18 protein-coding genes are annotated in these 14,034 nt (G+C 46.0%); 9 read left to right on the forward strand and 9 right to left on the reverse strand.

Going from position 1 to position 14,034, the window contains the following annotated elements; all coding sequences use genetic code 11:
* Positions 1–14: 14 nt before the first annotated feature.
* Together tolR and tolQ are read right to left on the reverse strand one after the other, a co-directional pair.
* Positions 15–434, reverse strand: coding sequence for a protein TolR (gene tolR, locus ICN10_RS06065; RefSeq protein ID WP_216213726.1), 420 nt, complete (start codon positions 432–434; stop codon positions 15–17).
* Positions 435–470: 36 nt separating this feature from the next.
* Entirely contained in the window at positions 471–1,127 is a 657-nt protein-coding gene (gene tolQ / locus ICN10_RS06070) for a protein TolQ (RefSeq protein WP_216213729.1), read from the reverse strand.
* A gap of 76 nt (positions 1,128–1,203) precedes the next feature.
* Here tolQ and glyA point away from each other — a divergent pair, with 76 nt between their 5' ends.
* Genes glyA through ICN10_RS06085 form a run of 3 tightly spaced genes read left to right on the forward strand, consistent with a single transcriptional unit; the run spans position 1,204 to position 3,081 of the window.
* A complete protein-coding gene (gene glyA / locus ICN10_RS06075; RefSeq protein ID WP_216213733.1) occupies positions 1,204–2,448 on the forward strand; it encodes a serine hydroxymethyltransferase in 1,245 nt (414 codons plus the stop codon).
* A gap of 16 nt (positions 2,449–2,464) precedes the next feature.
* The gene (nrdR, locus tag ICN10_RS06080; protein ID WP_068320514.1) at positions 2,465–2,911 is read left to right on the forward strand and encodes a transcriptional regulator NrdR; all 447 of its coding nucleotides are present in this window, start codon (positions 2,465–2,467) and stop codon (positions 2,909–2,911) included.
* Positions 2,912–2,925: 14 nt separating this feature from the next.
* The gene (locus ICN10_RS06085) at positions 2,926–3,081 is read left to right on the forward strand and encodes a DNA-binding protein (RefSeq protein WP_216213736.1); all 156 of its coding nucleotides are present in this window, start codon (positions 2,926–2,928) and stop codon (positions 3,079–3,081) included.
* Between the two features lie 71 nt (positions 3,082–3,152).
* Here the strand turns inward: ICN10_RS06085 and adk are convergent, their stop codons facing one another.
* The 6 genes from adk to ICN10_RS06115 all read right to left on the reverse strand — a co-directional run bounded on the left by adk (position 3,153) and on the right by ICN10_RS06115 (position 7,184).
* Positions 3,153–3,818 (reverse strand): adenylate kinase, encoded by a 666-nt coding sequence (adk, locus tag ICN10_RS06090; protein WP_216213737.1) that lies wholly within the window; start codon positions 3,816–3,818, stop codon positions 3,153–3,155.
* Between the two features lie 109 nt (positions 3,819–3,927).
* Positions 3,928–4,686, reverse strand: coding sequence for a 3-deoxy-manno-octulosonate cytidylyltransferase (gene kdsB, locus ICN10_RS06095; protein ID WP_216213740.1), 759 nt, complete (start codon positions 4,684–4,686; stop codon positions 3,928–3,930).
* Positions 4,687–4,706: 20 nt separating this feature from the next.
* Positions 4,707–4,886: a Trm112 family protein gene (locus ICN10_RS06100; protein ID WP_216213745.1), complete on the reverse strand. Its 180-nt coding sequence runs from the start codon at positions 4,884–4,886 to the stop codon at positions 4,707–4,709.
* Between the two features lie 61 nt (positions 4,887–4,947).
* Positions 4,948–6,039, reverse strand: coding sequence for a tetraacyldisaccharide 4'-kinase (gene lpxK, locus ICN10_RS06105; protein ID WP_216213748.1), 1,092 nt, complete (start codon positions 6,037–6,039; stop codon positions 4,948–4,950).
* A 26-nt stretch (positions 6,040–6,065) separates the two neighbouring features.
* Positions 6,066–6,530, reverse strand: coding sequence for a biopolymer transporter ExbD (locus ICN10_RS06110; RefSeq protein WP_216213751.1), 465 nt, complete (start codon positions 6,528–6,530; stop codon positions 6,066–6,068).
* A gap of 9 nt (positions 6,531–6,539) precedes the next feature.
* Positions 6,540–7,184 (reverse strand): MotA/TolQ/ExbB proton channel family protein, encoded by a 645-nt coding sequence (locus ICN10_RS06115; RefSeq protein WP_216213756.1) that lies wholly within the window; start codon positions 7,182–7,184, stop codon positions 6,540–6,542.
* 313 nt (positions 7,185–7,497) lie between these two features.
* On the opposite strand from ICN10_RS06115, the gene xseA reads away from it, so the two are divergent.
* On the forward strand, positions 7,498–8,718 hold the full coding sequence (xseA, locus tag ICN10_RS06120; protein WP_216213759.1) for an exodeoxyribonuclease VII large subunit: 1,221 nt from the start codon (positions 7,498–7,500) through the stop codon (positions 8,716–8,718).
* A 1-nt stretch (position 8,719) separates the two neighbouring features.
* Positions 8,720–10,738, forward strand: a complete 2,019-nt coding sequence (locus ICN10_RS06125; protein ID WP_216213761.1) for a hypothetical protein — start codon at positions 8,720–8,722, stop codon at positions 10,736–10,738.
* A gap of 44 nt (positions 10,739–10,782) precedes the next feature.
* Here the strand turns inward: ICN10_RS06125 and murB are convergent, their stop codons facing one another.
* Positions 10,783–11,820, reverse strand: a complete 1,038-nt coding sequence (gene murB, locus ICN10_RS06130) for a UDP-N-acetylmuramate dehydrogenase (RefSeq protein WP_216213764.1) — start codon at positions 11,818–11,820, stop codon at positions 10,783–10,785.
* A gap of 135 nt (positions 11,821–11,955) precedes the next feature.
* On the opposite strand from murB, the gene ICN10_RS06135 reads away from it, so the two are divergent.
* The 4 genes from ICN10_RS06135 (at position 11,956) to xerD (ending at position 14,022) form a co-directional block, all read left to right on the forward strand.
* On the forward strand, positions 11,956–12,441 hold the full coding sequence (locus ICN10_RS06135; RefSeq protein ID WP_216213767.1) for a YajQ family cyclic di-GMP-binding protein: 486 nt from the start codon (positions 11,956–11,958) through the stop codon (positions 12,439–12,441).
* Positions 12,442–12,508: 67 nt separating this feature from the next.
* The gene (locus tag ICN10_RS06140) at positions 12,509–12,808 is read left to right on the forward strand and encodes a BrnT family toxin (RefSeq protein WP_216213771.1); all 300 of its coding nucleotides are present in this window, start codon (positions 12,509–12,511) and stop codon (positions 12,806–12,808) included.
* Positions 12,795–13,067 (forward strand): BrnA antitoxin family protein, encoded by a 273-nt coding sequence (locus ICN10_RS06145; protein WP_216213774.1) that lies wholly within the window; start codon positions 12,795–12,797, stop codon positions 13,065–13,067. Before ICN10_RS06140 ends, ICN10_RS06145 begins: the two co-directional genes overlap by 14 nt.
* Before the next feature lie 31 nt (positions 13,068–13,098).
* On the forward strand, positions 13,099–14,022 hold the full coding sequence (gene xerD, locus ICN10_RS06150) for a site-specific tyrosine recombinase XerD (RefSeq protein ID WP_216213777.1): 924 nt from the start codon (positions 13,099–13,101) through the stop codon (positions 14,020–14,022).
* Positions 14,023–14,034 lie beyond the last annotated feature (12 nt).

Consider the following 14,034-nt stretch of genomic DNA (forward strand, 5'->3'; position numbering starts at 1 on the left):
CAAGCCTCTAAGCCTTATTGAGTCTTGACCGCAAGTCCAACGCGCTTCACGCCATTCTCTTTGAGCTTGGACATGACTTCCATTACTGTTTCATATTTAATGGATTTATCAGCTGCAATCACAATCGGTTGTTCTGCAGATTTTTCCGCTTGTGACCGAGCAAATGCGCCAATTTCAAATTTATTGAGTGTTTGTGTTGGGTCACCATCTTTTTTCACAATGACATTTTCATTGGCATCAATAGTTAAAAAGACTGGCGGTAGAGATTGCACTTTCGCACCACCAACGGTTGGCAGATTGACAACGCCAGGATTGACCATCGGCGCAGTGACCATAAAGATCACGAGTAATACCAACATCACATCGATATACGGGACGACGTTGATGTCAGACATTGCCCGACGTTTGTTTTTACGTAATGAAGATCCGGCCATAAATGTTTTCGCTTATAGGTTCACTTGTTCGTTCAATCAACGTCCAGCGGTTTGACGCTGCAAGATGTTGGTGAACTCTTCAATGAATGTTTCAAAGCGAATTGATAGGCGATCTACATCAGTGGCTGCGCGGTTATAGGCAACCACTGCCGGAATCGCTGCAAACAAACCAATCGCAGTTGCAACGAGTGCTTCGGCAATACCCGGGGCGACTGCTGCCAAGGTGGCGTTTTGGACGTTAGCCAAACCGCGGAAGGCGTGCATGATGCCCCAAACAGTGCCAAAGAGACCGATATAGGGGGAGACTGAGCCTACGGACGCTAAGAACGGCAGATTGGCCTCCAGGAGGTCCATTTCACGTTGGTAGGTGGCTTTCATGGCACGGCGGGCAGCGTCAATCTCACGGCCCTTGGTGAACTCTTGCATGCCAGCTTCAAAGATGTGCTCCAGGACGGCATCGCTGCGGGTATTGCGCTGGGCGGCCTCCAGGAGGGTATTTAGATCGCCACCGGACCAGAAATCACGCTCAAAGCGCTCTGTATCTAGCCTAACCCCTCTTAAAACCGCTGTTTTCTTGAAAATAATGGTCCAAGAGGCTATCGACATGCTGAGTAATAACAACATTACCAACTGTACTAATAGGCTGGCATTGAGGACTAGGGAGAGGAAGGAGAGGTCTTGTGTAGAGGTCATGGTGGATTTTGTATGATGTAGGTTGATTTTACTAAGTTAATCAACTCAGCAATCGAACTTCATCAGGATTATCACCATGTTTGACCGTCAAAACACTCTAGCTAAAACCGATCCCCAGTTATGGGAAGCCATTCAGAATGAAAATAAGCGTCAAGAAGACCATATTGAGCTGATTGCTTCTGAAAATTACACCTCTCCAGCGGTCATGGCAGCCCAAGGCTCACAATTGACCAATAAGTACGCTGAAGGCTATCCAGGTAAGCGCTACTACGGCGGTTGTGAATTCGTTGATGTGGCTGAGCAATTAGCAATTGATCGTGTAAAGACTTTATTTGGTGCTGAAGCAGCAAACGTTCAGCCTCATTGCGGAGCATCTGCTAACCAAGCAGTATTTTTGGCTTTCTTAAAACCAGGCGATACCTTTATGGGTATGAGTCTTGCTGAAGGCGGTCACTTGACTCACGGTATGGCTTTGAACATGAGTGGTAAATGGTTCAATCCGATTGCTTACGGTCTCGATAAAAATGAAGAGATTGATTACGAACAAATGGAGCGTCTCGCTCGCGAGCACAAACCAAAGCTGATTATTGCTGGTGCGTCTGCTTACTCAAAGAAAATCGATTTTGAGCGCATTGGTAAATTGGCAAAAGAAGTGGGCGCGATCTTCATGGTTGACATGGCTCACTATGCTGGTTTGATTGCAGCAGGTGTTTATCCAAACCCAGTGCCACACGCAGACATCGTGACCTCTACAACCCACAAGAGCTTGCGCGGCCCACGTGGCGGCATCATCTTGATGAAGGCTGAGCATGAGAAAGCGATTAACTCTGCAGTGTTTCCAGGCTTACAGGGCGGTCCTTTAATGCATGTGATCGCTGCTAAAGCAGTTGCATTCAAAGAGGCAGCTGAGCCAGGCTTCAAAGATTATCAAAAGCAAGTGGTTGCAAATGCGAAAGCACTTGCTGAGACTTTAATTGCGCGCGGTTTACGTATTGTTTCTGGCGGCACAGATTCACATGTGATGTTGGTGGATTTGCGTGCCAAGAAGATGACCGGTAAAGAAGCTGAGCGTGTATTGGGTGAAGCTCATATCACTTGTAACAAAAACGGCATCCCTAATGATCCAGAAAAGCCAATGGTAACTAGCGGTATTCGTTTGGGTTCACCAGCGATGACTACTCGTGGATTTAAAGAAGCGGAAGCAAGACAAGTAGGTAACTTCATTGCTGATGTTTTGGATAATCCAAATGATCCAGACAATATTGCTAAGGTGCGCGCGCAAGTAGCTGAGTTGACCAAGCGCTTCCCGGTTTACGGTTAAGTAGGCGAAGACAACTTTGCGCTGCCCTTTCTGTCATAACGACGATACCCAAGTTTTAGATACTCGGGTTTCCGACGAAGGCGATACTATTCGCCGTCGTCGCCGTTGTGCCAAATGCGACAAGCGCTTTACAACTTACGAACGGGTTGAATTAGCGCTGCCAGCCATTGTTAAGAAAAATGGTAGCCGCGTTGAATACAGCCACGATAAGTTGGCAAGTTCACTTAAGCTAGCACTACGCAAGCGCCCAGTCTCTTCGGACTCCGTTGATGAATCCATTGCCCGAATTGAAGAAAAACTTCTCAGTCTTGGTGAAAAAGAGATTCCTAGCGAGCGTGTTGGTGAGCTCGTTATGCGTGAGCTCAAGCGCTTAGACAAGGTAGCTTACATCCGCTTTGCTTCTGTCTACCGAAGCTTTGCAGATATTGAATCTTTTGAGAGCGCTTTAAAAGAGTTGAAGTAACAGGTATCTAACTTATGAAAATTGATCAGCTTTCTTCATTCGATATTCTTGACTACTTAAAAACTGAGCAAGATATTGCTGGATACCTTCAGGCGGTTAATGAAAACGGGGATTCTGTTTTAATTCAATGTGCCTTGATGGATATTGAGCTAGCGCGAGCAAAGTTTTAATTTTCTTTCAAAACAAAAAAAGGACTGCTCTGCAGTCCTTTTTTATTTGGCCAAAACTAATTAACAGTCGGTTATTTCAATTCAGCAAAAATAGAAGCAGTAATGTCTTCAACGCTACCTGTGCCGCTAACTTTGCGATAGGCAGGAGCCTTCACCTTGTCAGCTGAATTAGCTTGTGCAGCCCATGAAGAGTAGTACTCCACCAGTGGGCGAGTCTGATCGTCATAAACCTGCAAACGTTTGCGAACAGTTTCTTCTTTATCGTCATCACGCTGAATCAATGGATCGCCGGTAACATCATCCTTACCTTCAACCTTTGGTGGGTTGTATTTGATGTGATAAGTGCGGCCTGAGGCTGGGTGAACACGACGACCGCCCATACGATCGATGATGGCATCAAATGGCACATCGATTTCTAAAACGTAATCAATTGGTACGCCAGCATCTTTCATAGCTTGCGCTTGTGGAATAGTTCTTGGGAAACCATCAAACAAATAACCTTTGCTGCAATCTGGTTGGGTCAAGCGAGCTTTTACGAGACCGATGATGATGTCATCAGAAACAAGGCCGCCGGCATCCATAATTTTTTTAGCAGCAATACCTAATTCAGTTCCGGCTTTCACAGCAGCGCGCAACATATCGCCTGTAGAGATTTGTGGAATAGCGAACTTTTCGCAAATAAACTGAGCTTGTGTGCCTTTTCCAGCACCTGGTGCACCGAGCAGAATCAACCGCATTGTTTTCCCCTTAGAAGAGCTGACATTGTCCCGTATTTTGTTGGGATCCTAGATACTTATTGCCTAGGATTATCCCCGAGAAGCATCAGGCTATCGAGGATTTGGCTTGTTAACCTAGTAACTGTCGCACTCTTTCGAGGTCTTCTGGGGTATCAACCCCGGCTGGTGGGGCTTCTGAGGCGGTATAAACCGCTATCCGGTAGCCATTCCAAAGGGCGCGTAACTGCTCTAGTGCCTCTGCTTGCTCTGGAGGGGCAGGCTCGAGGAGGGTGTAGGCCTGCAAAAAATCAGCTCGATAAGCGTAGATACCTAAGTGGCGTAAATGCTCGGTTTTTTGAGTGTCTTGAGTATCTCTTACGAAGGGGATCGGCGCTCGAGAAAAATACAGCGCTTCGCCAGAGCGGTTGAGCACTACTTTTACGACATTCGGATTGAGAATCTCCGAAGCTTCAGTAATGGGTACAGCAACTGTGGAGATGGCGCACTGTTCATGCTCTGCCAAAGTCATGGCAACTTGATTGATGAGCTCTGGAGGAATGAGAGGTTCATCACCCTGTACATTCACAATCAATGCATTGTTCGGTAGTTTTAGAAGTTGCGCAACTTCGGCAATGCGATCAGTACCCGTGGGGTGATCTGCGCTTGTTAGTAAGCACTCAATCCGATGTTCATCACAAGCGGCTTGAATCTCTGGTGAATCAGTCGCCACCACAACACTTTGTGCGAGAGATTGCTTAGCGCGCTCTGCAACCCGAATCACCATGGGTTTGCCACCAATATCCGCCAAGGGTTTGCGCGGTAAGCGAGTGGATCCCAGTCTAGCTGGAATCACCACTAAAAAATCTGGTGCTTTGGAATCAGCGTTCATTAATGGCGACGATCAACAAATTAAGCGATTTCATCAGCACTAAGGCTGCGTGCTTCATCTACCAACATCACTGGCACATCATCCCGAATGGGGTAGGCCAAGCGATCCGCTTTGCAAATAAGCTCATGCTTATCGGTATCTAAATGCAGTTGGCTTTTGCACAAGGGGCATACCAAAATATCGAGCAGTCGTTTATCCATGATTTCTTTGATAGTCAGTCTAAATAGGTGATGAGACAGTGTAGTGCTAAGTTGTCCTGAGCTACAAGGTGTAGCGATAGGGATCGGGTCTTTGTAGGATGGATTGCAGCCAATCAGCCAAAGTATCGGGGAGGGTAAGCGTCATTGGTACTACCCAGATTCGTTCATCAGTAATGTCAGCGCACTTCACAGCATCCTTTTCTGTAATCAGAATGCATTGCGCATTGATCTTGCTGAAAAATTCCGGGGTATAGGTCGCATGATCAGGCAAAGGAATTGTCTTACCAGCAATACCTTGTTTTAACAGGTCATCAAAAAAGCGCTGCGGATTACCCAGAGCGGCAACTGCAGTAATTTTGTTGGGTAAATTATTTTCTGCAATTTGTGCAAGCGTTTGAGTATTGGCCGGGTTGTTTAATTGATACGCCTTGCCTAAATTGCTTAAGAGAGAAAACGCACGACGTCCTAAAAAATATTCATCCTGTGAACCTACTTGATGATCGCCAGCTTTTGCCTTGCCGGTAAAGAGGGTTGCATCACGCTCGCGGGTGGCGGGTTCTCGTAATGGGCCTGCTGGAAGTAAAAAGCCATTGCCTTCGCCTCGTCCATCACGAACCACCAGTTCGATATCTCGGCCACCTTCGCGCGCAGGCCAGCGTGCTAATCCGCTGTGTTGCAAGCCATCATCACTAATAATCACGTTGACATTGGGGGAGTGTTTTAGCAAAGCCTGAATACTTTTCTGGCGTTTTGGAAAAACCCAAATCGGAAATTGATCATGAGTACGTTTTGCAATGAGCACTGGCTCATCGCCAACTAAGGCTGGATTAGAATGGCTGCTAACTTCTAATGGGGTGGTTTGCGATGAAGAGCCATATCCTCTGCTAATGATTCCGGGTCTCCAGCCTAATTGCTGTAATCGTTCTGCTAATGCAATCACGATCGGAGTTTTGCCTGTGCCGCCAACCCGAATATTACCTACGATGATGATGGGCACGGGGGCAGTTTTTTGTTTAACTAGACCAGTGTCCTGAATTAATCTTCGTGCTCGCAATACCAAGCCATAAAGCCAGGAGAGCGGCAATAGAACTAAGCTAGTGGGACCACGCCTTTCCCAAAACTTGGGGGCTTTACGGAAAAAAGAAAAGGACATGAAGGGCAGAAGTCTTTACTGGTGATTTATTTCTTAGTTTGACTGCTAAAGACAATGTTTGAAAGATTGGCATCACGGGCTGCTTCAAGCGCACTCATGACTGCTTGGTGGGGGGCTTTGGCATCGGCGTCAATGTTGACTTGTAGTGAGCTTGTCTTTTCTTTCTGAGCATCTTGCCCACTCAATTGAGTTAATGCATTACTCAGTTGTGAGCGATCGGTCACCTTGCCGTTAATTGCAAAACGGCCATCACGACTGACCGCAATATGGATCTGCTTAATCTCTGCCTGACTCTCACTGCCATTAGCTGTAGGCAATGTAATAGCCAGCTCTTGATAACGCGTAAAGGTAGTTGAGATCATGAGAAAGATCAGCACTACCAACAACACATCAATAAATGGAATGAGATTAATTTCTGGTTCGACTGGAGCGGCACTTCCCCCAAGAGAAAATCTTCTCTTAGATTGTGGGTGTGTTTCTAACCAACTCATTTATTAATATTAACTGCGGTTAACTGTGTCGTTTGGGTAAAGCTTCTTGAAGAGTTGGCGAGTAAATTCTTCACACTCACGTTGGCGTTGATTTGCCATTGCACGTAATCCACGCCATGCTGCTAATGCGGGAATCGCAATCAATAATCCAAAGGCAGTGTTGTAGAGCGCTACTGAAATACCGTGCGCTAATTGTTGTGGACTCCCTGCTGCTCCATTGATGGCGCCCTGACTACCAAAAATTTCGATCATGCCCACGACGGTGCCAAATAAACCGAGCAAGGGGGCAACCGTAGCAATCGTGGCTAGCGCACCTAAATAGCGATCCAATTTTTGCCATGTAGCTTGCGCAGTGACTTGAAGTTCTTCTAAAGCCGTATCTGCACTACTGCCATTGAGTTTTTCACGCAAAGCGCAGGCTAGTAATGGCGAAGCGGGGGATAACTGAGCTAATTCGGTAATGGACTGCTCTAGGCCTGTTTTCTTGTTAAGTATCTGATTTACAAGGGAAAAAGCAGTTTCTAGGCAATTTTTAGGAAAGATATATGTTTGGCGCAAATACCAGCTACGTTCAAGAACAATAGCCAGGCCAACAATTGAGATGATTAAGAGGGGCCAAATTGGCCAACCAGCGGATAATAAGATGGAGTACATAAGCTCAGTACTTTAGCTGAATTAAAAAGCCCGTTTCGGAAAGTATCCCTGTGGATAACTCTGTGCAAAACTTTTTTGATATTGCGCTGTAAGTCCTTGATAGATGGTGAATGGCGATTTATATTGATTTAAATGGAACTTAATGACCAAGTTAATTTCTATATAAATCAATGACTTAGTATTGTCATGTTGGATTTATGAGACGTTTTGGGTCAGTAATTACTTACTTATAAGCATTAAACCTAGGGCGAATCGGTATCTGTGGATATTTATTGGTGCCCAAGCCTGATAGCTGTGTGATTAAAGAGAAAAAATGTCGGAAATATCAAGAGAAATTCTGAGTGTTGGCGATCTAAACCGCGCCATTGCCGCCTCTTTGGAGGATCGCTTTGACACCGTCTGGGTGAGCGGGGAGATTTCGAATTTCAAGGCCTATGACAGTGGGCACTGGTATTTCTCGCTAAAGGACGAAGAGGGACAAATCCGTTGCGTCATGTTCCGCGGTCGCAATGGCCAGGTTGGCTTTATGCCGCAATCCGGGGATTTGGTTGAAGTGAGTGCCAATTTAGGAATGTACGTTCCTCGTGGCGACATACAGCTCACAATTCAGACTTTGCGTCGTGCTGGTCTAGGCGGTTTATACGAAGCCTTTCTTAAACTCAAAGCAAAACTCGCTAAAGAAGGATTGTTTGATGATGAGCGTAAGCGTGAGATCCCTTCTCATCCAAGATCGATTGGCATCATTACCTCTCCACAAGCTGCGGCACTGAAAGATGTGTTGAGTACTTTAGCAAGAAGAGCTCCTCATATTCCGATTGTGATTTATCCGACCTTGGTGCAAGGTCCTGATGCGCCCGCAGGAATTATTGCCGCATTGAAAGCGGCGGAAAAAGAAAAAGCGGTCGATGTTCTTTTGTTGGTGCGTGGCGGCGGCAGTATTGAAGATTTATGGGCATTCAATGATGAGCAGTTAGCTTATGCGATTGCTGATTCATCTATTCCGGTAGTCAGCGGTGTTGGTCATGAAACGGATTTCACTATTGCTGACTTTGTGGCTGACTTGCGTGCGCCAACGCCTACTGGCGCGGCAGAACTTGCAGCACCACGCCGAGATCAAATGCTGCAAGAGCTCGATGCCATCATGCAGGCTTTACTCCAGCGGATTAATCAGAGAGTTGAGCGTGAAGCGCAGACCTTAGATCAATTGGCGCTGCGCTTAAGTCACGCCCTGCCTAACCCTGATCGCATGCGTGAGCAAATCAATGGTTGGCAGCAGCGATTAAATCAAGCTTGGTCGGTGCGCATAGAAAACTGGAAGCGCAATCAATCGCACTATCAGTCACAGTTAGAAATGCTCAACCCACAAAGAACACTTGAGAGGGGGTATGCGGTGATACTTAGCAAAGACAAAGAAGAATTGCATGCAGTTCGCAAACCATCCGAATTAAATATAAGCAATGTTTACCAAGTACGTTTGGCTGAGGGTCAGGCGGAAGTGCAATTTTCAGAAGTAAGCCAGGTAGAAAGCAAATAGCATGAATCAAGCAATTCAAAAAATCCTCTTACTAATAGGTGCAGTATTTTCGATGACATTGCTTTCAGGTTGCCCTAGCAGCGATTCTTCGGGTAATGCCACCGTAATTTATGGTGTAGTGAGCTCTGGCGGCGGATCTACTCCTCAGGCAATTAGTAGCGCTACCGTGACAATTTATCAAGTCCAGTCGGGAACACCGTCTGTTGTGGCTCAAACAAGTTCTGACGGTGCTGGCAACTTTTCTGTAAAAGTGCCAAGCAATTCATCTAACACCGCTAGTAACCCGATTACCTACTATGCGGTTGCAAGAAAATCTCCAAGCATTGAGTTGATGGCGAGCTTGGGTACAGGCCCCTTAACTGCGGTGCGGATTAATGAACTCACTACCGTGGCATCGGCTTATGCATTTGCGCAATTATTTCGTAATGATTATTCGATAGGCGGTAGCGCTCTACCGATGAGTATCGCAGCGGGCATGGCGGAGAATTTGGTTTCTGCCCAATCTGGCGCTGCCTCTACTGTTATTCAAACTTCGCCAAACGGATATGAGACAAACACCTGGAGCGCGCTTGGCACATTAGCCAATGTCTTGGCCGGCTGTACTCAAGGTGTCGCAAATGCGTGTACGAATTTATTTGCAGTCACGCCTTCTGCTAGTGGCGTCACTCCAACAACAACTTTGCAAGCGATAGTAAATATCGCTTTAAATCCAGCCGCTAATGTGAGTGCAATATATAACCTAGGGAGCGTAGTCACCAGCTACACACCTGCATTGACGGCTAACCAGGGGCCAAATTCATCGGCGCCCTTACAAAAGTTAGATGCCTGGACTATGGCTGTCAAAGTGAATAACAGTGGCAATAGTAGCTGCCCGTTCGGTGGCCCAGCGAACGTTGCATTTGATGTCAACGGGTACGCTTGGATTAATAACAATGTGATTCAAGGTACGCCGAATTCTACAAATTGTTTAATTGTTCTAAAGCCCAACGGTCAGCCCGCTAATGGACTTGCTAATACTCCAACTTCGCCGATTACAGGTGGCGGTATTTTGGGCTCAGGCTTTGGAGTTGCAATTGATACGCTTGGTTACGTTTGGTCTGGCAGTTTCGGTTGGGGAAACAATGTGCCGAGTAGTGGTGCGGTAGCAAAGCTTTCATCACTTGGGGTACCAATTTCTCCAGCTGCGGGATATACCTCGGGTTTATTACGAGTCCAAGGTACCGCAGTTGATCAATCTAATAACATCTGGATGGCGAGCTATGGAAACAATGCCGTAGTTGTTTATCCCAATCAAACCACCAATGCTGTGAGTTATGTAGATAGCAACATAGAGCCTTTTGGTATGGCAATTTCAAGTGATGGATATGCGTGGGTTACCTATACAGGCTCTGACACTGTTTCTAAATTACGTTATAGCAACGGAGGGATTACAAAGCTCTTCACGGTCCCGCTTCCGAGCGGTAGCAATCCTAAGGGCGTTGCAGTAGATTCCTTGGGTAATGCTTGGGTGGCAGCCGGTAAAACTTCGACTGTGTACGCGATCAACTCGACTGGCACGATCGTAGGAACTTACACAGGACAAGGAATTAATGGACCTTGGGGCATTTCATTGGATGCCAAAGGAAATGTTTGGGTTGCTAATTTTGGAGTTGACCTACCAAGCTTGCGCTACAGCATCGTTCAACTCTGTGGCGCCACTTCGAACTGCCCTACCGGTATAGCAATGGGCACGGCAATCACTCCAAGCACGGGCTACACCTTGCCATCCGCAGGTAGTCAAGTACTGCTTAACTCTGGTCAACCTCTTTATGGAGCAGGAGCGCCACCATCATATTTGCCGCTCATGCGTCTGACATCCGTTAATGCAGATATGGCTGGAAATATTTGGGCGGCGAATAACTGGAAGCCTTCGGGTTTGAATGACTTACTCTTAAATCCAGGTGGCGATGGAATGGTCATCTTCATTGGAGTTGCAGCACCTACAAAAGCACCAAGCTTAGGACCTGTTCAAGCACCTTAATTAAATCTTTACATTAATAAAGCGAGTGCAAACCTATATTGAGTTTAGAGAATATTCGGCTCTATCTGTAAGCTCACACCAAACTCGGCACGCACTTTATCTTGAATGCATTTGGCAAGACCCAGGATATCTTTAGATGTGCCGTCACCATGATTAACGAGCACTAAGGCTTGGTTCTCGTAGACGCCTACAGAGCCCATACGTTGACCTTTGAAGCCACACTGATCAATGAGCCAGCCGGCAGCAAGCTTACGCTTGCCTTGTGCATCAGGATAAGAAACCAAATTAGGATGGGCTTTTAGCAGTGTCTCGAATTTCTCATTAGGCACTATGGGGTTCTGAAAGAAGCTTCCTGCATTGCCAATCAGCTTGGGGTCAGGGAGTTTGCGGGTACGAATCTTACATACCGCCAAGAAGATATCCTCTGGACTCGGAGTAGACCCCTCCGAAAATTGTTTTGCTAGGTCGGCGTAATGAATGCGAGCCTGCCAAGCTTTGGGGAGTTTAAAAACGACCTTTGTCACAATAAAGCGTTGGGGATTTTGCTTGAAGTAGCTATCGCGATACGCAAAGCAGCATGCCTCATTTGTCAGAGTGACAAAGGCTTGGTCTTTGACGTCAAAGGCTTCGATGCTGTCAATGTAATCTGCGACTTCAACGCCATAGGCACCAATATTTTGAATTGGTGCTGCTCCAACCGTTCCCGGAATGAGGGCTAAGTTTTCTAAACCGGGCAAGTCGTTTTCTAAAGTCCAAGAAACAAGGTCATGCCAATTGACGCCACCACCAACTGCTAAAAAAGTTGCCTCACTATTTGAAGAAATGATTTCTTGTCCGGAGATGTTCATCAGGAGGGTGGCTCCTGGAAGATTATCTGGAAGAATCACATTGCTTCCGCCACCCAAAACCCGCCATGCCAGTTTTTGCCTGGCAATCTCAGAGATTAATTCTGGAATTTGCTCGGGCGCGGTAATTTCATAGGCTAGCTCTGCTTTGGCGTCAAAGCCAAAAGTGTTGCGGTCCTTCAATCCCAGATTAGGGATCAATTTTGCTGGGGGCGGCGCATTTTGAGCACGGTTCATGCCACAATCTTATTCGTAAAAGAATCTAGAGCATATTTTTTGGCGGTATTGCTAGTAAGAAGCCCAAAAGAGGCGCTAAAAGATCTAGGAAATGTAATGATTACGAGAATATCAATAGGTAAATAGGGAGTAAAAATGCCAACATTTGACGTTGTATGTGAGCCGGACATGGTTGAACTCAAAAATGCGATTGAGCAATCCAATAAAGAAATTTCCAATCGATTTGACTTTAAGGGCTCAGATAGCCGTGTGGAGCAAAAAGACGAAGCACTCATTTTGTTTGGTGACGATGACTTTAAATTAGGTCAAGTACGCGATGTACTAATTAACAAAATGGCTAAACGAAATGTGGATGTGCGTTATCTGAAGGATGACAAAACAGAAACGATTGGCGGCGATAAGCGCAAGCAGACCATGAAAATCCAAAAAGGCATTACTTCTGATTTGGCAAAAAAGGTTGTGCGCATTATTAAAGACAGCAAACTCAAAGTACAAGCCAGTATTCAGGGTGATGCAGTGCGTGTCACTGGTGCTAAGCGTGATGACTTGCAAGAAACAATGGCACTTCTTAAAAAAGAGGTAACAGAAGCGCCATTAGGCTTTAATAACTTCCGTGACTAGATATGAAAAGCTTGGTTTGATACCCATTTGCTTTATAAGTGCATGTATATTATGATAATATACATGCATGATTGATTTTCATCGAATTATTGGGTTTCAGTGGGATGCTGGGAACGCCATTAAGAATCAAGTTAAACATGGCGTAACTCAGGCAGAGTCTGAAGAAATCTTTTTTAATCAGCCTCTGTTGGTATCGATAGATGCTAAGCATAGCGATCGGGAAAGTCGCTATCTTGCACTTGGAGTCACATCTCCCGGCAACCTTCTTTCGGTGGTGTTTACCTTGAGGAATAATTCAACTCTCATTAGAGTGGTTTCAGCAAGACCTATGAGTAAAAGAGAAAGGGCATTTTATGAAAAAGCCTAGCAAACAAATTCCCGTATTTAAGTCTGAAAAAGAAGAGCGTGCTTTTTGGGAAAAGAATGACGCATCCGACTATTTTGATTTATCAAAAGCAGTACGAGTCACCATGCCCAATCTGAAGCCAAGTACCGCCTCCATTTCACTTCGACTTTCTCAAAGCTTTTTGGAAGGCATCAAATTGCAAGCTAATAAACTCGATGTTCCATATCAATCTTTAATGAAAATCTGGCTTGCTGAAAAATTGGAAGAGGCGACCAAGTAATTTCAATTTTTTTAACTTTTACAATTAGATAATGCCAACTCACAAAACAGGCATTTCTCCAATAAGCCAAGAGGCGATTGAACGCTTTTGTGATGCTTGCTGGCTCGAGGATGGACTAGCTCAAAACAGCCTATCAGCATACCGCAGAGACTTGTTGCTGCTGGCTCAGTGGCTTTATCAAGAGAGCGGAGGTGATCTTTACGGCGTTACTGAAAAAGATCTCACCGCCTACATAGCGCATCGACGTGCAGATAAGGCAACCACCGCCAATCGACGTTTAACCGTGTTTAAGCGTTTCTACCGGCATGCACTTCGGATGAATTTAGTGAAGAATGATCCTTGTATGGGCTTGCGTGCCGCTAAGCAAGCGCTGCGTTTTCCAAAGACGCTGAGCGAAGATCAAGTCACTTCATTGCTCAATGCGCCGGATCTCAAAACTCCATTGGGTTTGCGAGATCGCACGATGCTGGAGTTGATGTATGCCAGTGGTTTACGCGTATCCGAAATTGTTTCATTAAAAACTGTCGCGCTTGGTTTAAATGAGGGAGTGGTGCGCGTAGTCAATGGCAAGGGTGGTAAAGAGCGCTTAGTACCTTTTGGTGGAGAGGCGGGGCAATGGCTTAGGCGTTACTTGGCTGAGGCTCGCACGCCTCTGTTAGAAGGCAAAACAACGGATGCTGTTTTTGTGGGGCGTCACACCGGCACTGGTTTAACTCGTCAAGCATTTTGGGCTTTGATTAAGCGATATGCCACAGTCGCTAATATTGCTGTCGCCCTATCCCCACACACATTACGCCATGCTTTTGCTACCCATTTGCTCAACCATGGGGCGGATTTGAGGGTGGTTCAGTTGCTTTTAGGGCATGCAGATATCTCTACTACCCAGATCTATACCCACGTGGCAAGGGAGCGGCTGAAATCAATACACCAGCAACATCACCCACGTGGCTCCTAAGACAGGCTCAGG

The sequence above is a fragment of the Polynucleobacter sp. 86C-FISCH genome (genome assembly GCF_018882415.1).
Classification (GTDB): Bacteria; Pseudomonadota; Gammaproteobacteria; order Burkholderiales; family Burkholderiaceae; genus Polynucleobacter.